At 68.6% G+C, this 17,899-nt stretch carries 17 protein-coding genes and 3 pseudogenes; 11 read left to right on the forward strand and 9 right to left on the reverse strand.

Annotation, left to right across the window (positions count from 1 at the left end; all coding sequences use genetic code 11):
• Nucleotides 1-869 (reverse strand): annotated as a pseudogene (locus BCF44_RS38545) (NAD-dependent DNA ligase LigA); the annotation flags it as partial.
• A gap of 169 nt (nucleotides 870-1,038) precedes the next feature.
• Between BCF44_RS38545 and BCF44_RS58025 the strand changes: the two are divergent.
• A pseudogene (locus tag BCF44_RS58025) lies at nucleotides 1,039-1,395 on the forward strand (transposase); the annotation flags it as partial.
• A 270-nt stretch (nucleotides 1,396-1,665) separates the two neighbouring features.
• Here BCF44_RS58025 and BCF44_RS38555 read toward each other — a convergent pair.
• The gene (locus BCF44_RS38555) at nucleotides 1,666-2,043 is read right to left on the reverse strand and encodes a hypothetical protein (protein WP_147328784.1); all 378 of its coding nucleotides are present in this window, start codon (nucleotides 2,041-2,043) and stop codon (nucleotides 1,666-1,668) included.
• A gap of 219 nt (nucleotides 2,044-2,262) precedes the next feature.
• Between BCF44_RS38555 and BCF44_RS38560 the strand changes: the two genes are divergently transcribed.
• The 4 genes from BCF44_RS38560 to BCF44_RS38575 all read left to right on the forward strand — a co-directional run bounded on the left by BCF44_RS38560 (nucleotide 2,263) and on the right by BCF44_RS38575 (nucleotide 7,311).
• Nucleotides 2,263-4,059 (forward strand): ATP-binding protein, encoded by a 1,797-nt coding sequence (locus tag BCF44_RS38560; protein WP_116179452.1) that lies wholly within the window; start codon nucleotides 2,263-2,265, stop codon nucleotides 4,057-4,059.
• Nucleotides 4,050-4,766: a response regulator transcription factor gene (locus BCF44_RS38565; RefSeq protein WP_116179453.1), complete on the forward strand. Its 717-nt coding sequence runs from the start codon at nucleotides 4,050-4,052 to the stop codon at nucleotides 4,764-4,766. The genes BCF44_RS38560 and BCF44_RS38565 overlap by 10 nt, the downstream gene beginning before the upstream one ends.
• Nucleotides 4,767-5,152: 386 nt before the next feature.
• A complete protein-coding gene (locus BCF44_RS38570) occupies nucleotides 5,153-6,898 on the forward strand; it encodes a restriction endonuclease fold toxin-2 domain-containing protein (protein ID WP_147328785.1) in 1,746 nt (581 codons plus the stop codon).
• A gap of 23 nt (nucleotides 6,899-6,921) precedes the next feature.
• Nucleotides 6,922-7,311 carry a hypothetical protein gene (locus tag BCF44_RS38575; protein WP_116179455.1) on the forward strand — a complete coding sequence of 130 codons (390 nt, stop codon included), beginning with the start codon at nucleotides 6,922-6,924 and terminating at the stop codon, nucleotides 7,309-7,311.
• Between the two features lie 330 nt (nucleotides 7,312-7,641).
• Here BCF44_RS38575 and BCF44_RS55975 read toward each other — a convergent pair whose 3' ends face one another.
• The 3 genes from BCF44_RS55975 to BCF44_RS55980 all read right to left on the reverse strand — a co-directional run bounded on the left by BCF44_RS55975 (nucleotide 7,642) and on the right by BCF44_RS55980 (nucleotide 8,622).
• Nucleotides 7,642-7,818 carry a hypothetical protein gene (locus tag BCF44_RS55975; protein ID WP_170217972.1) on the reverse strand — a complete coding sequence of 59 codons (177 nt, stop codon included), beginning with the start codon at nucleotides 7,816-7,818 and terminating at the stop codon, nucleotides 7,642-7,644.
• A gap of 172 nt (nucleotides 7,819-7,990) precedes the next feature.
• The gene (locus tag BCF44_RS38580) at nucleotides 7,991-8,461 is read right to left on the reverse strand and encodes a YdeI/OmpD-associated family protein (RefSeq protein WP_116179456.1); all 471 of its coding nucleotides are present in this window, start codon (nucleotides 8,459-8,461) and stop codon (nucleotides 7,991-7,993) included.
• Entirely contained in the window at nucleotides 8,458-8,622 is a 165-nt protein-coding gene (locus tag BCF44_RS55980; RefSeq protein WP_170217973.1) for a hypothetical protein, read from the reverse strand. Before BCF44_RS55980 ends, BCF44_RS38580 begins: the two co-directional genes overlap by 4 nt.
• Nucleotides 8,623-8,749: 127 nt before the next feature.
• Between BCF44_RS55980 and BCF44_RS38590 the strand changes: the two genes are divergently transcribed.
• Entirely contained in the window at nucleotides 8,750-9,217 is a 468-nt protein-coding gene (locus BCF44_RS38590; RefSeq protein WP_246016072.1) for a DUF4265 domain-containing protein, read from the forward strand.
• A 374-nt stretch (nucleotides 9,218-9,591) separates the two neighbouring features.
• Here the strand turns inward: BCF44_RS38590 and BCF44_RS38595 are convergent, their stop codons facing one another.
• The 3 genes from BCF44_RS38595 to BCF44_RS38605 form a co-directional block, all read right to left on the reverse strand.
• Entirely contained in the window at nucleotides 9,592-9,921 is a 330-nt protein-coding gene (locus tag BCF44_RS38595; protein WP_116179459.1) for a hypothetical protein, read from the reverse strand.
• Nucleotides 9,922-10,153: 232 nt separating this feature from the next.
• Entirely contained in the window at nucleotides 10,154-11,743 is a 1,590-nt protein-coding gene (locus tag BCF44_RS38600; RefSeq protein WP_246016053.1) for a DNA polymerase Y family protein, read from the reverse strand.
• The gene (locus BCF44_RS38605; RefSeq protein ID WP_246016054.1) at nucleotides 11,740-12,213 is read right to left on the reverse strand and encodes a hypothetical protein; all 474 of its coding nucleotides are present in this window, start codon (nucleotides 12,211-12,213) and stop codon (nucleotides 11,740-11,742) included. The genes BCF44_RS38600 and BCF44_RS38605 overlap by 4 nt, the downstream gene beginning before the upstream one ends.
• A gap of 291 nt (nucleotides 12,214-12,504) precedes the next feature.
• Between BCF44_RS38605 and BCF44_RS38610 the strand changes: the two genes are divergently transcribed.
• The 5 genes and pseudogenes from BCF44_RS38610 (at nucleotide 12,505) to BCF44_RS38630 (ending at nucleotide 16,898) form a co-directional block, all read left to right on the forward strand.
• Nucleotides 12,505-13,305: a tyrosine-type recombinase/integrase gene (locus BCF44_RS38610; protein WP_170217974.1), complete on the forward strand. Its 801-nt coding sequence runs from the start codon at nucleotides 12,505-12,507 to the stop codon at nucleotides 13,303-13,305.
• 48 nt (nucleotides 13,306-13,353) lie between these two features.
• Nucleotides 13,354-13,674 (forward strand): annotated as a pseudogene (locus BCF44_RS38615) (lysine 2,3-aminomutase); the annotation flags it as partial.
• 510 nt (nucleotides 13,675-14,184) lie between these two features.
• Nucleotides 14,185-15,039, forward strand: coding sequence for a hypothetical protein (locus BCF44_RS55985; RefSeq protein ID WP_170217975.1), 855 nt, complete (start codon nucleotides 14,185-14,187; stop codon nucleotides 15,037-15,039).
• Nucleotides 15,040-15,151: 112 nt separating this feature from the next.
• Nucleotides 15,152-16,192 carry a GDSL-type esterase/lipase family protein gene (locus tag BCF44_RS38625; RefSeq protein WP_116179461.1) on the forward strand — a complete coding sequence of 347 codons (1,041 nt, stop codon included), beginning with the start codon at nucleotides 15,152-15,154 and terminating at the stop codon, nucleotides 16,190-16,192.
• A gap of 43 nt (nucleotides 16,193-16,235) precedes the next feature.
• On the forward strand, nucleotides 16,236-16,898 hold the full coding sequence (locus BCF44_RS38630; RefSeq protein ID WP_116179462.1) for an ArsR/SmtB family transcription factor: 663 nt from the start codon (nucleotides 16,236-16,238) through the stop codon (nucleotides 16,896-16,898).
• Between the two features lie 63 nt (nucleotides 16,899-16,961).
• Here the strand turns inward: BCF44_RS38630 and BCF44_RS38635 are convergent, their stop codons facing one another.
• The gene (locus tag BCF44_RS38635; RefSeq protein WP_116179463.1) at nucleotides 16,962-17,867 is read right to left on the reverse strand and encodes an MBL fold metallo-hydrolase; all 906 of its coding nucleotides are present in this window, start codon (nucleotides 17,865-17,867) and stop codon (nucleotides 16,962-16,964) included.
• Nucleotides 17,868-17,899 lie beyond the last annotated feature (32 nt).

The following is a 17,899-nucleotide window of genomic DNA, read 5'->3' on the forward strand; positions in this document are numbered from 1 at the left end:
AGCGCCCCGCGCGGCGAGCTGGACCTCGTGCCGGCCGCCGCGTAGGCGGTCCGGTCGGCCAGCCGCAGCACCGCCCCGTCCAGGTCGTAGTCGCGCTCGTTGCGGCTCTCCTCGATCTCCGCGATCGCCGCCTGCGCCTGCTCGGCGTCCGCGCAGATCTGCATGTCGGCGGCCTCAAGGCCAAGCGCCCGCAGCGCCTGACCCAGGTCGGCGGCGGCCTCGGCCGAGGTGTCCAGGTCGAACCCGAAGAACTGCAACCGCCGCTCGGCCACCGCTGCCGAGTCCTTGGCCCGCAGCGTGCCCGCCGCAGCATTGCGCGGGTTGATCAGGGGCTTGTCCGGGTGCGCGGTGTTGTAGGCGGCGAAGGTGGAGCGCAGCATCACCGCCTCGCCGCGCACCTCGACCCGGCCCGGGGCGTCGACGCGCTCGGGCACGCCGTCGACCAGGGCCCGGACCAGTGGCGTGACGTCGTCGCCGGTCGTGCCGTCGCCGCGCGTCACCGCACGGACCAGCGTGCCCTCCTCGTAGACCACGGCCAGCGACAGCCCGTCCAGCTTCGGCATCACCGCCACCGGCTGGCCCGGGAACCGGCCGAAGAACGCCACCACCTGGTCGGGTTTGGTCGCCTTCTCCAGCGACAGCATCGGCCTGGAGTGCCGGACCGGCGCGTGCAGCACCGTCGGCGCCCCCACCTGCTCCAGCGGGTTCGGGTCCGGCGCCAGCCCCGGATTCGCCTCGATCAGCGCCCGCAGCTCGTCCTCGATCGCGTCGTACTCGGCGTCGGCCACCAGCGGCGAGCCCCGGTAGTAGGCGTCGCGCAGCGCCACGATCTGGTCGGCGAGTTCCTGAATACGTTCCCCGGCGTTCACGGTGGTCAAGCTACCGACACCCACCGACAACCTGGTGGAGCACGGCGCCGCCGGCGCGACGCTGGCCGACCTCGACCGGACGATTACGGTCGCCCGCCCGTCACCGACCTCGACATTCCGATCATCACGGACTGAGATCAGGATGACCCACGACGTTGGGCCGATCGCACTGGCCGATCCGGAACTACGCCGTCGCCGCCGAGCGCGAGCCGAAGACCGCATCCGGACCGCGAAGAGCACCGGCCTGACCAACCTGCCGCTGTACGGCTTCGCCCACAACGAGATCTGGGTCGCGATCGTCGCGGTGGCCGTCTAACTGACCGCCCGGACCCAGATGCTCGCCCTGATCTACCACCAAGCACGCAGGTGGGAGCCCAAACACCAGCAGCTAGGCCTGTTCTCCATCGCCGGACGCATCGCCCGCCACGCCCGGCAAGTCCACCTCCGGCTGGCCAGCCACGCACCACGGGCTGATCTGGTCCTGACCGCCCGCCAGCGCCTCCACGACCTACCACGACTGGCTTGACCAGCCAGAACCCCGTTCCCACGAGCAACCAGCGTCGCCACCGCGCAGTGGAACCCGGCAACACCCGGTCGGCACCCGGCCACTGCGACGACCCCCGAACACCGCAAGAAGAACGCGCTACATCCGCCGGTCGCGGTCTCAAGCCAGGCGGTCACCCACACGAAAGATCCGGGCTGGGAAGCCGATGGCGCCCATCTGCGGCGATGGCATTCCGCTCCGTCCCTACGCCGGTGGTGCAGAGACGACGGCTCTGCACCACCGGCAGGGGCGTCAGATGCTCACGACGGTGACCGGAGAGAAACCGAAATTCGTGACGTGCACCGGAATCCCGAATCCCCACCCGCTGACGCAGCTGCCGTTCACAGGAAAGAACTGGGGCCACCCAGCCAGCTGCCATTGGACCTCGACTTCTCCCGAACCGTAGAAGCACAGCTGCGTCGGCCCCCAAACCCAGGTCGGCATGTTCGCGCTCGACAGGAAGTGCGGGAGGTTAGCAAAGGTGGGAGCGTGCTGGGCGGTAGCCGCGGAGGTGGTCGGGTGGTGCTGCGCGGGCTGTCCGGTGCTGGCCTGGGCGGCGCCGGCGGCGCCGACGAGCACGCCCGCCGTCAGGACGGTCGCAGCAACTCGCCGGATCGATGCAGTGTTCACGTGATCTCCTCAAAGGGGGTTGGTGTCCCGCGCGATACCGGATCGGGCTCCGGTACGAGGACATGACTTAGTGTCATCGCCCGTCACTCTTCGAAACAGCAGGCCAGCGCGGGACTTCGAACGCTTATGGACGAGGCAGGCTCCTGCGGCAGCAGGGGGTAACTGCTGAATCTCGCCTAAGTGCTCGGCTTTCGCCGCACAGTGCGAGAAAGTCAGACCATGGATCTGCGCGTGCTCGGGCGCTGGCAGACGATGGCCGCGGTCGCCACCGGTGCCGCGGGGGCGACGTTCGCGGCGTTCGCAATCACGCTGTCGGTCGGTGCCCAGGCGGTTCCGGGGTGGGCGCTAGTACCGGTCGAATCGGTCGGCGTGGTGTTCCTCGGCGTCGGGCTGTTCGCCTGGTTCCGGCGGCCGGAGTTCGTGGGCCTGGCCCGGCTCATGGTCGCGGTCGGTGTCACGTGGTATGTGGGTGACCTGCAGTTCAGCTCGAACCCGGCGCTGAAGGTGTTTGGGTTCTGGCTGTTTCACCTCAACCTGGTGGTGCTGGCGCATCTGCTGCTGTCGTATCCCACGGGTAAGCTGCCTGCGCTGCCCGTCCACCGGCTCTTTCCCCGCCGACCGGGCAGCGGGGAGACCCACCACCGCAAAGTTCCGCTTGCGCGGTACACCATCGCCATGCTGTACGCGACCGTGGTGGTCACCCAGGGAATGCGCGCACTGGTCGAGAAGCCGCTGCCCCCGCAGGGGTGGGGCAGCCCGCAGGCGCACATCTCAGTGTGGGCGCCGATCGGCAGCATCGTCGGCGCGGTGTTCACGATCGTCACGCTGGTCCTGGTGGTCTTGCGGTGGCGGGACGAGCCGTCGCCGGTTCGCAAGGCACGCGGCCTGTACTGGCTGTCCGTCGATCTGATCGGCGTTCTGATCGTGGTCGGGCTCGTGGCTGGTCTCCTGCGACCTTCGGTGACGGTGGAAAGCGTGGTGCTGCTGCTGTACGCCGTGGCGCACCTGGTCCTCGGCGCGGCCGTGCTGACCAGCTTGCTGCACACCCGGCTGGCCACTCAACAGCTGGTCACCGAACTGCTCGCCGCATTACACGGGCATCGGTCCAACAACAACGTCAGGCTGCGCGACGCTCTTGCGACGGCGCTGGAGGATCCGACTCTGACCGTTCACTACCGGCTGCCCGACTCGGACGACTACGTCGACGCCCACGGCAAGGCAGCGCCCGTGCCCGCCGGCACCGAAGACCGGGCGGTGACCTTCGTCACCGGGCGTGGCGGGCAGGTGTTGGCGGCTCTCGTCCACGAACCCGTACTGGCGAGCCCGATTCTGCACCGTCGGCTGGAGGCGGTCGTCGCTGCGGCCGGTGTGGCGATCGAGAACGCGCAACTGCAGAAGGAGGCGGAGAACCGGGCGCACCTACGGGGTCTGGCGACGGCCGAGCAGGCGACCCGGAAAACCATCCGCAACACGCTGCACGACGGCCCTCAAACCCAATTGGCGGCGGCGCAGCTCCTTGTCGGTCGTGCGCGCGCTCTGGCGGGCACGGGAGACCTGCACCGCGAACTGGGGAAGATCTTCGATACGTTGCAGGAGGCGGTCACCGGCCTGCGCGAGGTGGTCGACGATCTCTACCCGTCCAACCTGGGCCGATCAGGCCTGCGCGAGGCCGTCAGCTCGCTGGCACGCCATTCACCGACCCCGCTCGTCATCGACATCCCGGCCGACCGCTGGGACCACGACACCGAGGAGGCCGCGTTCTTCATCATCAGCGAGGCGGTCTGCAACGCGCTCAAGCATGCCAACGCGACCCGGATCACGGTCCGCGTACAGCACCTCACGAACCGGCTCCACATCGAGGTCAGCGACAACGGTACCGGCGCGGCGAACGACAGCGCGACCGGTTCCGGCCTGCACGGGATGCGCAACCGGGCCACCGCCCGCAACGGTACCTGGACCATCGAACACCCCGACGGCGGCGGAACGACTATCAGGACGGTGCTGCCATGCGTGTGATCGTTGCCGAAGACGGCGTAATGCGCGGGCTGCTCGTCGAATACCTGCTTGGGCACGGCATCGAGGTGATCGGGCAAGCCGCGACCACACAGGAACTGCTCGGCCTGGTCGACGCCGATCCGCCGCAGCTGGTGACGGTCGACTTCGGGATGCCCCGGCGCCTGGGGACCATCCCTGAGTACGGCGCCGGCCTAGACGCCGCGAAGGAGATCCGCCGACGCCACCCGCACGTCGCCATCCTGGCACTGTCGCAGTACACCGAGCTCTCCTGGGCACAGGAGATCCTCAGCCTCGGGACAGCGGTGGGATACCAGCTCAAAGACCGAGTCGGTACCCCCGACCAGCTCCTCGTGACAATGCGGGAAGTCGCCGAGGGCGCCGTACGCATCGACGGGAAACTGACAGGCCCGCTGCTGCGCCCCGCGCACAAGGACGATCCGCTCCGAAACCTCAGTAAGCGGCAGCGGGAAATCCTCGAGCTCATAGCCCAGGGCTGGTCAAACCACAGCATCGGGAAGCAGCTGTGCCTGACCGAAAGCACCGTTGAGGGGCACGTGACGTTGATCCTCCGCTCCCTCGGCATCGTGGTGCGCCCACCAGATGGAGGGGAGCCGGAAATCAACGGACGGGTCATGGCAGTACTTGAGTTCCTCAAGCCGGGCCTGTCGCCCTCCCCTGGGAGGCAAGTCGGTATCCGGGACGCATGAGGCTGGCCACGCTCCAGCTGCGCCGGATTATGCGGGTAACGCTGGTGCACGTCGGTGCCCTGGATGCAGTCGGTCCAGTCGCGGACCTTCCTGTCATTGCGCAGTCGGCGTCCCCAGCCGGCCTCGGCGCGGCAGATCCGCTCAGCGCGGGCCCGCGCTCTCCGGCGATGACGGACGTCATCTTTGGCATCGGGTGCGCGGGCGGCTGCGGCCGGCGCTTCCCACCCGGGCACGGACAAGCTCGTGATCGCCCGTACTGAGAACTGCGACCAGCCCGTGGAGCTGCTCGCGCTGCTCGCTGGGACGCGGCCGACGGCGTATCGACCGCGGGCAACACGGGGCAAGCGAAGCCCACGCTTTGCCATGTCGAGACGACCCAGCGCCAGATGCGCACGATCGAGCTGTTCTCGGCCTCTTCCGGAACGCCGGCTCCGCCTCGGTCTGGCGGCTGGCGCACCGGAGAACACCACCCTCGCAGACATCCTCAACGGAGGTGGGGTCACGCTACGTTGAACACGCGTCAGCCGTCTCGCTACCCTGAGTCGCAGTCGCGTCACGCGGGAGGCAGATGCATGGGGAGCGCTGGGGGCTTCCAAGTCGACACCGACACTGTTTTTCGGGCTTCCGTCCAGTTTCTGGACACCAAGGAGTTCGTCTACGACATCGCGGCGGGCGTGGCCGGTGACCTCGCCAGCACCTCCGGCATGGCCGGTGACGACAGCACCGCGCACTTGTTCGCGGCGAAGTACGAGCCCGCGGCTACGACGATCGTGCAGGCGATCGGCAAGGCGGGTCAGGGCATGGCGACGATCTCCAGCCGATTGTTGACGATGGCGGTGGGCTACCTCAATGCCGACGACGCGGCGGCCCGCAGCTTCACCGGGAACATCAACACGTCCTCGGCATTGCAGCCGGGGCCGCAGGGCTGCGATCCCAGTCAGGCGCATCAGGCGCTGCCGATGGTCACCGGGTCGAAGCAGGTGCACGAGATCCCGGTCATCGGCAAGTTTTGGCCCCAGGGCGACCCGGACAAGCTTCGACACGCCGCGCAGGTATGGGACCGCTGCGCGGGGCTGGTCGACACCGCGCAGGGCAACGGCGCTCAGCACGCGGCGCCGGTGATGGAGCACTGCACGGGCGAGGCGTTCGACGCCTTCGCCCAATACGCCGGCACCGTCTACACCGGCAAGCCCGACGGCGGCACCGCCGTGTCCGCCTCGGCGCCGCTGATGGAGAACATCTCCGCCGCGTGTCGGGTGATGCGCAATGCCTGCAACGAGTACGCCGATGCGATCGACACCTGCCGCGACACGCTGATCGCCATCGGCGTGGGCGCTGGGCTGATCACTACCGCCGGTGTGCTGCTGTCGATCTTCACGTTGGGTGGGTCTGACGCCGCGGCGGCTGCGGGCGACGCCGCGCTGGCTGGTGAAGCCGCAGCCGCCGCGGAGACCCTGGCCACCGTCGAGGCCGGCTCGGCGGCAGCGGCGGCGGTCGCCGAGGCTGAGGCGATCGTGTCCACCCTGGCCGCTCGTCTGGTCGTCACCACGGTCGTCGCCGGTGCCGGAGTGGCTGCCTCGACGGTGCCGGCCGATGCCGCGCCGACCACTGGTGTCCCGCCGGGTGGCGGGTTGCCGGCCGGGGGCGTTGGGCCGGTGCCCCCGCCGATCCCGCCGCCGTTCCCGCTGTATGGCCCGGCCCAGCAGGCGGCCGCCTCGACCTGGGTACAGGGTCTGCCGGCGCGGCCGCCGAACTACGGCACCCCCGACGATCGCGCGTATCAGGTCCGCGTCGCTGGACAACCGGAGCGGCAGATGTCCGGTGCGAACGGTGAAGCGGTGTGGGCCGACGGGTTCCGGCCAGCAGACGGGGCGATCATCGACGCGAAGAACGTGCGCAAGCAAGGGTGCAGCCCGCGGTCGCTGGACGGTCTGCAGGAAGGCGCGTTCAACACGACCATGATGCTGGGCAAGGACGAGTCCGAGCTCGGCCGCTACCAGGCTGCGATCACCAACCCGGCCAACCACGCCCAGTACCTGGAGATCGACACCCCGGATCCCAGCACCGTCGGCTACTGGCAGTACCTTGCCGCTGCCAACCACGTGAAGAACAACGTGCGGGTCGTGCCCTAGCCGGCCCCTGGAAGGGAGTCATCGTGCAGGGCACGATCTTCGTCGCCGCCCCGCCCGGCACCACCTGGCCGCTGACCCTGGATGGCGTTGAACGCCAGTTGCGGCAACAGTTTCCGGACGTCATGATCTTCCGTCGTCACGCTGCGGTGTCGGACACCGACTACCTCGACTTCCAGGTGACGGTGGACGGGCTGGCCCGGGTCAGCAGCTACTTCGACGACGGCAAGTTGATCCTCAACGACGGCTCGTCCGCGGACTGGGCGGACACGATCGTGTGGTTCCTCGGCCTGCTCCCGGCTGGCACTCCTGCGGTTGCGATGATCGAGGACAACCCAGACGAGATCGTTCCCATCCCAGCCGGCGCGACAGGCCACGTCGTCGAAGCGCTGCTAGACGGTCTGGCAGGCGAGTAGCGCGGTGACCGCATTCAGGTTCTCGGCAGCGGTCGTGCTGGCCAACCGCTGCGCCGAGGTAGGCCATAGGTCTGATCCTGACCACTGGAATGCCGGGCCGCTGATCGATCGGGTCTGGGATCGATCGGGTCTGGGAACGCCTAGCGGACTGAGGTCTTCCGGGACGCCCCGCACGAGCCGGAGTTCGCCGGCCACGCCCGCGTCGTGCTCCTACGTCAGCCCGTACCTGCGCACCCGACAGGCCCTGGAGCCCGGCCCGATCTCCCGTAGCTGAAGGGCCCGAGCGGCTGGACTCGAGTCCGCGCCGTACCGGCCATCCTCAGTAGTCGGTCAGCGCCGCGACGACGCCCGACCGGTGAGGTATCCGATGATTCCGCCAACTACGGCGCCGATCAGGAAGACGATCAGTAGGAAGATCAGCACGGCGTTGCGGATGACCTGGAGGAAGCTGGCGGCCTCGACGTGCTGGACGGACGCGGCGAACTGGACGACGGAATGAACGATCATGACACCATCCTGACACGGCATGCCGTGCTCGAACTCGGCCGGTAGCGGACGTCCACTGCACGAACTGCGGCACGAGCGGATGTTCCGCTGCGATCTCGGGACGGCCGCGGGTGGGGGGTGCTTTGTGGTGTAGTCCGCGCTGCGACTTCAGGGTGCTGAAGCCGGCGGCGGTTCACTGCGTGGGACGCTGCTTGACTCCGGCCTCCAAGAGCTCGATTACCTCGGCGATCCGCGCCGCGCGCAGTTCCGGCCGGTGTTTGGTGCCGTCGATCCAGCGCAGGTAGGCGCGACGGTAGAACTGGGCGAGGGAGTCGAAGAAGGCACCGGCCGTCGGGTTGGCTTCGAGCGCGACGGCGATGTCCTCGGCGAGGTCGTCGCGTTGCGGGCCTTCTGGGGCCAGCACGACCTCAACGCGGACGCCGGGTGCCAGGCCGTTGTCGCGGCGCCAGGCGGGGGTGAGGGCGATGCCGCGGTCGGTGCCGAAGGCCTCGATGACGCCGCGTAGGCGTATGTCGTTGACCGTGCCCGTGACGTGATGTCGGACCTTGACACCCCAGGTCTGGTCGGGGTCGAACGGAACGGGCAGGAACACCCGGCCGCGCTCGCCCGCGCGGACCGTGGTGACGAAACGCCGCACCGTCATGGGCGGCGATCGTAGTCGGCGAAGGTATCCGCTGGGGGCTGGCCGGCGACCATGCGAGTCCCGGTGCCGCCGATTCTCTCCGTGGTCATCGCCGGGCAGATCAAAACGATCAGCGACCCCACGCCGTCCGGTATTCGGCTGTAGCGGACGACCAGCGGCATGTGCGGACACCTCCCGGTGTCCTCCTCGGCCTCCGACTGTTCCGGCAACGGCACGTGGTGGTCACCGGCTGAGGTCCGGTGCGGAGGTGTCATCGACGCTCGGTGCACGATGGCCGGCGTGCAGGACATGGGCGAGAAGATCAAGATCTGGTTTCGGTTCGTCCCTCGCGAAGGGTGGTTCCCGCAAGACACTGAAGGGCTGTGGGCGACGAAGCTGAGTGAGGACACCGCCCGTGTCGAGAACATCCCTTTCCTGCAGGACGGGGTCGCTGAGGGCGACGTCGTGAGGTACCAGACCGACTCCGACGGCCTGCACTGGGCTGCCGGGCAGGTCGGCTCCGCCGGCAACTGCACGATCCGCGTCGTACCCGTACCCACCGGCCCCCTCGGCGGCAGCCCACAGGCAGTCCACGAGCGGCTCTCGCCGTTCGGGCTGGGCGGCGAAGTCTTCAGCTCCGACTTCCCCATGGTGGCGTTCACCGTGCCGGCAGGCACGGACTTCGCCGGTGTCAAAGCTCTACTCGCACAGGGGCAGACGCAGGGATGGTGGCACTACGAGGTCGGCTGCGGCACTCGCGAGTTGTGGGACGCCTGATTCCGTGTCGGGCTGGTCCTCGGTTAGCGCCGCGACGCCCGTTGACGACGATCACCAGGCAGTGATCCTCGTCGTGCAGCAGCGTCTGCAGCCCGATCGCGACCACCGCGGCGGACGCGACGAAGCTGGCGACGGGCCGAACGCGCCGGCCGGTGGGCGGGCGCAAAGACGCGAGGCCAATCAGCAGCATAGAAAGACGGTTGCGTCCACTACGAACAGACGCCGGACGCGGGCGCACCCCAGCGCCGGCGAAGATGCGTAGGGGTGCTTAACCGTGGCTGGCGTTCTAAGGGCAGATAACCACCATGGTAAAAGTCCGATCGCGCTGGTCGAGGCACGTGCATTGCCAACGTCACTGCACCTCCGGCGCGCTGCTACTGCACTTCCACTGTAGCCGGTGCCAGGTCGTCGGCGCTCATCTCGGCAGCGACTCCGGCGGAGGTGAGAACGTGGAGGATTGCCTCGGCCATAGCGTGCTTGACCCGGCCCATATGGAGGATGTCGGGATGTTCGAATTCGCCGTTCGTCATTGCCTGGAATGCCTTCTGGGACAGTGCGTCGGACGGTGTCCAGACGATCTGCAGTTTGTCGTCGAGCGGCTGGACGGCGAAGCCGCCGGCTTGGGGTCCTTCGTCGGCGGCAGCCCGCAGTCCGGCCAGCTCCAGCTGGTGCACGACGCGGGCGATGAGGGAATCGTCGACCATGTCTCGATGATAGGGACGACGCCACATCGGACGTGATGCAGTTCTGAGCGGCATGCCTCTTCCACTATGGATAGTCGCCGCACCTCACGCGTCATGGACGACCATCCACTACGGACACGCTGCTCGGCGCGCCCATCCGTGATCCAGCCGAGTTCCGACATGGTGAGGTTGCGTGGTCCTTGGGCCGCTCCTCCACGACCAGTAGAAGCTGCACCCGTCGGAACCCGCATCGTCAGTCGTACACGCCTTCCACCGTCCACTGTGGCTCGGGGCCGACCGTCACGGCGAGCAGCATCGCCCGTTCCCCGTCATCGTCGTCCTGCGCGGCGTCGAGCACCAGCTGAAGTCGCGCCACCGCCCGGTGCTCGCGGGAGGCCGGCAATGTGGGGTTATGCAGCCAGGGACCCGCCCAGCCGAGCACTGCTCGCAGCGAGTCATTCCCGATCGCCACCGTGGCGGGCGGTGCGCTGAGGTCGCCGCGCTGTGTGCAGCCAACGACCCGGCCATCGCCGTCGCCCACGACCGCGGGCACCGGGCGCTGCGGCACGGTCGCTGGCGACGGGGCAGGCAATCCTCCGGGCCAGGGCGCCTCGACCGCGGTGGCGACACGGGGTTCATCCCAGGGGATGAGCCGGACCCGGTCCGCAGGGCCACGGCCACCGTCCAGCAGCGGACGAAACACGGAATCCGGGCCGAGCACCCCCTGGATCCGCACCACGGCGCGTCGGGCGCGTTCCGCAGCGTCAGCGTCGCGGCCCATCGCCCCGAGTTGCAGTTGCAGCGCCTGGCCGCCGACGACCTCGTCGGGCTCCAGATGTAGCCGCACGATGCCCGCGCTCGGGCTGTCACGGGCGGTCAGCCAGCCCTCGCACTGCCACCGCACCCGGTCCGCGGCGGCGCGGGCGGTCAACGGTTCCGCGCACCGCCACACCCGCACCCGCTGCTCGCCCGCCTCGGTCATCGCCGCGATCGACAGCCGGGTGCATGCCACTCCGTGGCGAGCCAGGCCGGTGACGAACCGCTCCCCTAGTGTCTTCGCCACGAATGCGGCCTCATCGACGCGCTCGAGTGGGGTCTCGAAGATCTCGGTGACCGTCAGTTCTGGGGGCATGCGGCGCCGCAGCGCAGGGCGCTGGGACAACCCGCGCGCCAGCCGATGCGCGAGGATCGCATCCTGGGGGAACCGGCTCGCCACGTCTCGCTCGGCCAGCCTGGCGAACGCGCCGAGAGTACGCAGTCCCAGCCGCTGAAGCACCCCCACCAGCTCGCCGCGATCCTCCCCCGGTTGATCCAGCTCTGTGATCGACAACGGTGCCAGAAACCCAGCAGCGCCACCAGGTTCGACCACAATCGACCGCCGAGCAGCCAGGACCGCAGCGAACAGCCCATCGGCGATCCCAATCTGGCACTCCACGCCCGTCCTCGCGGCCACCTCGTCCAGCAGCAGCTCGGCCAACGCGTCCTCACCACCGAAATAGCCGGCTGCGCCGGCGACCGGGACCGCCACGATCCCGGGCCGTACCACCTCCACGCCCACAGCCTCTCGCTCCACAACCGCCGCAACCGGTTCGAACAACCGGGCGTCCCGATCAGGATCATGCTGATGCACCACCAGCTCGGGGCACCGCGACTGGGCATCGCGGCGCCGCATCTCACGCCGTACCCCGCTGCGCCGTGCCACCGCCGAGCACGCCACGACGCGGTTCGCCGAGAACACCGCGGCCGGGGCCGTCGGCGGTGTCCCCGCCGCGGTGCCGGCCGCGACGACCGGCCAGTCCGGGCACCACACCACCAGCAGCCGCGGCCCCGAGCCGCCGCTCACCCAGCCACCTCGACATGGCCCTCAGCGACTCGGGCGCCGGCTGACTCGCCCGCGGCCAGGACACCGTCAGTCCCAGGCAGCTGCAGCGAGACCGACACGGGCCGGACCGCGCCACCGCGGCCACGGCTGGTCGCGACCACCTCGCAGGACCGCAGATGCCCGTAGCCGTCGGCGGTGACCCCACGCCAACGGCGTCCCGAGACCCGCACTTCCAGGTCCGCGCCTGGCCATGCGCCGACTGTGATCACGACGGCGCCGCGGCTGCGGACTCGTCCGGACATCCGCCGTGCGACCTGGGGCTGCATACCGCGCGTGATGACCGGGCCGAGAACGACGAGATCGAATCCGTCGACCAGCGCAGAGAGCACGGTCACCAGGTCAGCCGCGGGGCGAGGCACGATCGCCAGCCGGTCCAAGTCGACCCCAAGTTCGGCCGCCGCGACATACCCCAGTTCAGGCAGACCAGTCACCGCCGCCCAAGATCCAGACGCAGTGGCCGCCGCCAGCAGCGCCAGTACCAACGAGGTCGACCCAGCCACAGACACTGCAGCCTCGCCGCAACCCGCCCACCGGGAACAGTCGGGTCAACGCGGGCAGCACCGTCAGTGACTCAGTGGGTGTTGTCGTCTCGAGGTTCGGCTCGTGTAGCTGAGCCGCCGTCCGCACCCCAGGGATCGCGACCAAGCCCGCCAGAGCCTCGGGCACCGCCACCACTCACCTCCAGCACTCCAGCACCACGAACCCGCACCAGAGACACCCGCGTGAGGAAGCCGCGGACGAACCCAGAACCGTCATCGAACACCTGTTCGCACAATGGGCTAGAGGAGCGGGCACTGTCAAGCCCAGCCTGGACCGACGAAAAGCTACACAGGATCGAGAAGGCATTGCCGGCCAGGTATAAAATCCTTGTTCGCCTATGCGCCGGGCTAGGACTACGCATAGGCGAGGCACTGGCCTTCAGTCCAGACCAAATAGACCGCAAAAAGATGGTCTACGAGTGCACGCGACAGCTTGTTTACCGGAACGGTATCCTCTATTTCAAGCTCCCCAAGGGGCATAAGACCCGATCCGTCCCAATCGGCGACGGAGTCCTTCAGTCAATCGACGAATACCTTGGCCAGTACCCGGCTGTCAAGATCACACTCCCATGGGCGGAGCGCGACAACCAAAAGACCGAGACGGCCAGGCTCCTATTGACGACAGAAAGGAATGGCGCGTGGCGTGCTTCAATGTTCGGCGACGATGTCTGGCGCCCGGCCTTCGCCGCGGCCGGGTTGAACTACGTCGACCGGAAGGACGGCACACAGGCCATGCGACACCTATTCGCCTCCCATACCCTATCGCAGGGCGTCAGCATCAAGGAATTGGCTGACTACCTCGGACACTCATCCGAGGCCTTCACGCTGCGGACCTACGTCCACCTCATGCCGACGAGTCATACGCGTGCCCGACAGGCGATCAACAACCTGTTCCACCCCCGCTTGGACCCTGCCGTCTCACAGGATCTGGACGTCAACGCCGCCACCCCCGTCGGCCCCACGTCGGCCCAGCGGGTTGCCTAGCCGGCCGATTCCTCCAGGTCAGGGCACCAATGCGCGAACTGGCGGATCATGTGCGACATGATCCCCAACGCCGAACACTGGCGGCTGGCGGTCTGGGAGGCGCAGGAACTCCAGCACGCGATCATGGGCTACCTGCCCGGCTACGCCACCCCGCGCATCGTCTGCGACGTCCCCTACGTCGGCAAGCGCTGGGTCCACCAGCTCTCCGAATACGACCGCGAGCTGGGCATCTCCTACTGGACCAAGAACTACCGCACCGGCATCGAACACGACGACGCCGACGCGCTGACCCGCCACTACCCGTACTACGACCCGATCTACACCCTCGCCGACGCCGGCCGCGAATGGTGGCAAGCACGTCAACAATGACCCGCCCGACGAATGGCCCGGCCGGCCGCGTGGATGCGCGGACGGCCGGGCCATTCTTTTGCGAGAAAGGCCCCGCCGCAGTCGCGGCAGCACAGGCCATTCATCACAATCGGCTGACCCGTTCCACCGGACAACGGTCAACCGTCGACGTGCGCCACCTGTCAGATTCTCACCACACCGCCGCCCGTCGAAACGTTAGCCGGCATCCGGGTACTCTTTCCTGACAACATCCTGTGAGCCACGCGGCGACGCATCACTTGCCGCGCGCCAATTAATCAGCGCGTGGAGCCGCGACGGCCGAAACGTTCGACAACCGCGCACAACGACGACCGTCCGACTTTCGTCACGGTGACGATAAAAACGAGTCACCCCGCGAGCGTAACTCCCCTAACCCGATCGGCTGCGAAAAGCGCAAGCGTCAGCCGGCACCCAGCACACCCGCTATACCATGCATCCCGGCCCGAATTGTGCCAACCATCGCCTCGATTCAGCGCGCGCAGGGAGCAAGCCGTGAACACCCCACAGCCCGGCAGCGAGACGCCCACCGTCCGGTTACCGGCCGAGCTGACACCACGACAACGCCCGCCGCGAAAAGGCTCCAAACTCACACCCGTCGCCGTGATGGGCTTGGTCGCCGACGCCGGCGGCGTGGTGGTCGTCGTCAGCAGCGAGTTCAACGTGATCGTGACGGTGCTCGTCCTTCTGGCCTGGCTGGGAAGCCTCAGCATCCTGATCGCCCGACGCAAAAAACCCATAGACAGAACCAACTGGGCCGCCATCATCTGCATGATGGCGGCAACGGTCCTGCTCACCATCATGGTGCCCCGACTACCCGCGCAAGGGGCAGCGGCGACACCGGCGGCAAACGCCAGCACCACAACGACAACACCGGCCACCACGACCACCACGGCCACCACCGGAACCAACCCGACCACCGCCGCCGCCTCAAATCCCCCCACAACGACCACCGCCGCCACCCCGCGGCTGATCTATTCCAATGCCGTCGTGCTGAACCTCCACGACGGCATCGACCTCGAGAACAACGGCGCCATCACGCACAACCTCCCAAGCGCGACCGGCACCGTCGACCTGTACATCGACACCAGCCCCGGACCACTGATCGTCGTCCCCAACGCCAACCACAACCAGATCGCCAACTACTCGGGCCCGAACCAGGACAACGCGGCCAAGCACTGCCCGATCGACCTCAAGGGAACCAGCCTCACCACCTACGCATTCGGCAACATCGCGCAGCAGTTCTGCTTCGTCACCTCGGACGGCCACGTCGGCTTCTTCGTGCCGACAAAAGAACTCGACGACGCCGTGGTGCTGACCGTTCGGGTGTGGGACGAACCGGTCTCCTAACAACCCGCCACCGCCGCTCACCCGCCACGTCCCAACCGTGCCGGTCACCCGAGACCCAGGCCACCGCCCCGCCACCCGGGACCGACCGGCACGCGCCTAGAATCTGGCAGCGATGCGGAACTTCCTCCGCCGGGCCGCGGTCATCCTGATCGCCTTCCCGGTGTTCGCCCTGCTCCTGCTGACCGGCGACAACCGCATCGTGCCGCCCCCACGCCCACCCGAGGACGTCCCGCACGCCATCGTCGCCCTCGGCGACTCCACCATGTCCGGCGAGGGCGCCGGCAACTACACCCCCGACACCGACGGCCCCCGAAACGACTGGTGCCACCGCTCACCCCAGGCCATGGTCCAGCACGTCAAGCTCGCCGGCGTCACCAAGATCTTCAACTTCGCCTGCTCCGGCGCCGACGCCCAGGCCATCCGCCTCGACGGCCAGCACCCGATCGAACCCAGCCAGGCCGCCCAACTCGGCGCCATCGCGAGCAGGTACCGCATCGACGCGGTCCTCGTGGCCGTCGGCGCGAACGACAACCCGCAGTTCGGCGCCCTGCTCACCAACTGCGTCGACGCCATCTTCGCCAGCGCCAAACCCGGCTGCGGCAAGCAGGTCGACGGCCAGTGGCAGAACCGCGTCAACGCCATGGTGCCCAAGGTCGTGGCGGCCCTGCGAGACGTCCGCCGCGTCATGATCGAACACGGCTACGCCGACACCGCCTACCACCTCGTCCTCCAGTCCTACGCCGCACCGGTCGCCCCCGACATGCTGCGCAGCCTCCAGAACCTCAGCGGCTGCCCACTGCGCACCGACGACCTCCGCTGGGTCCAGGACCGTGCCGTCCCCGCCCTCAACGACGGCATGCGCCTCGCCGCCCAACAGGGCGGCGCCCGCTTCCTCGACCTGTCCCGCGCCGGCGTCGGCCACGAGGCCTGCGCCGGCGGCCAGGAATGGTTCACCCGCCTCACCGTCAACTGGCAGGACTTCCAGGACCAGGCCCGCTACGGCCACGCCCTGCAACAGACCTTCCACCCCAACGCCGCCGGCTACACCGCCTTCGCCCAGTGCATGAGCCAGTTCCTCACGCTCACCGAACGCCAGGCCGCCTGCGTCCCCGACGGCCACGGCTCCGTCCAGCTGGCCCTGCCCACTACCTGACGTTTCGGCGGCCGCCGAAACGTGCACGGCCTAGCCTCGGGACATGAACGCTCTGGCCGAAGTCGCTGCCGTCTTCGCCGACCCCACCCGCGCCGCGATGTGCATGGCCCTGATCGACGGCCGCGCCTGGACCGTCGGCGAGCTCGGCAAGGAAGTCGGCGTCACCGCGCCGTCCGCCACCGAACAGGTCGGCAAGCTCGCCGCGGCCGGCTTCGTGGAGACGGTCCGGCAAGGCCGGCACCGGTACGTGCGCCTCACCGACGCCCGCGTCGCCGAGCTCATCGAGCAGCTCACCGAACTCGCCGACAAGCCGGTCCCCCGCCCCAGCAGCCTGCGTGGCTCCAAGCGCGCGGAACGCCTCGCGTACGCCCGGACCTGCTACGACCACCTCGCCGGCCGGCTCGGCGTGGCCCTGCGCAACGGCATGCTCACCGCCGGCCTGATCGACACCGGCAGCGGCCTCGCCCTCACCGCCAAGGGCCACCGGGTCCTCGACGACCTGGAGATCAAGCTGCCCGGCGGCCGCCGCCCGCTGCTCAAGGAATGCCTGGACTGGACGGAACGCCGCGAGCACCTCGGCGGCTCGCTGCCCGCCGCCCTCCTCCAGCACGCCGTCGACCACGCCTGGGTGGAACGCGGGCCGGACCGCAGCGTGCGGCTCCTCGACACCGAGGCCTTCGCCGCCTTCGGCGTCGAGGGTTTGTAGTTGTCTTTGTCTCGTGAGAGCACTGTATTTAGTCATCACTGAAGCTATAGTGATACTATCCAACTAGAGAGCGCGGGGCGCCGCCCGCACGAATTCCGCCGGCACCGGCTCCCACACCGCCGCCCCGGCCTCGTCCCTCACGACCCGACCGAACGCCTGGTCGCCGAAGTGCGCGCCGAAGCCGAGGGTGCCCGGCCGGCTCAGCTCCCCCACCAGCCGCTGTCGGGCCGCCAGCACGCCGTCGGCGTCGATGTCCGGCGCCGACCCCCACGCCGGGTACGTGATCTGCACCGGCGCGTGGAAGACGTCCCCGAACGCGATGATCCGGTCGCCGCCGGACTCGACGATGAACGACGCGTGCCCCGGCGTGTGGCCAGGCGTCACGATGGCGTGCACACCCGGCCACACCTCCTCCCCCTCGCGGATCAGCTCGTGGTTGCCGCGCATCGGCACGACCGTGTGGTCCACGAGCACGCCCGGCACGGCGATGCCGTGCTCGTGCGGGGCCCACTCCTCCACCCCCACCAGGTAACGCGCGTTCGGGAAGAACTTGGCGCCGTCCTTGAACGCCCAGCCGACGTGGTCCACGTGCAGGTGCGTGTACGCGACGGCCTCCACCTCCCCCGGGTCGACGCCGAGCTCGGCCAGCATCGCCGGCATCGAGCCGCAGTCCGCCGCCCCGAACGGCTTCTCCCCCACCCCCAGCGGCCCGGTGTACGGACCGAGGCCGGCGTCGATCAACAGCTTGCGTCCGTCTCGCTCGACCAGCAGCCCGCCCGCGGACATCGCGATCCGGCCGGCCGCGTCGACCAGGTCCGGATGCTCGCGCCAGTACTCCCCCGGCACCGATGGGAAGAAGCCGGCGGTGTCCATCACCATCGCGCCGTCCACCACGTACGTCAGCCGCAGCTCACCCAGCTCCAGCCGGCGCACCGCGGACTGATCGGAAAGCAACCCCAGTTCAGACATGGATCTTGTTCTACCGGCCGTCGTGGAGTTCT

Source organism: Kutzneria buriramensis, from assembly GCF_003387475.1.
Classification (GTDB): domain Bacteria; phylum Actinomycetota; class Actinomycetes; order Mycobacteriales; family Pseudonocardiaceae; genus Kutzneria; species Kutzneria buriramensis.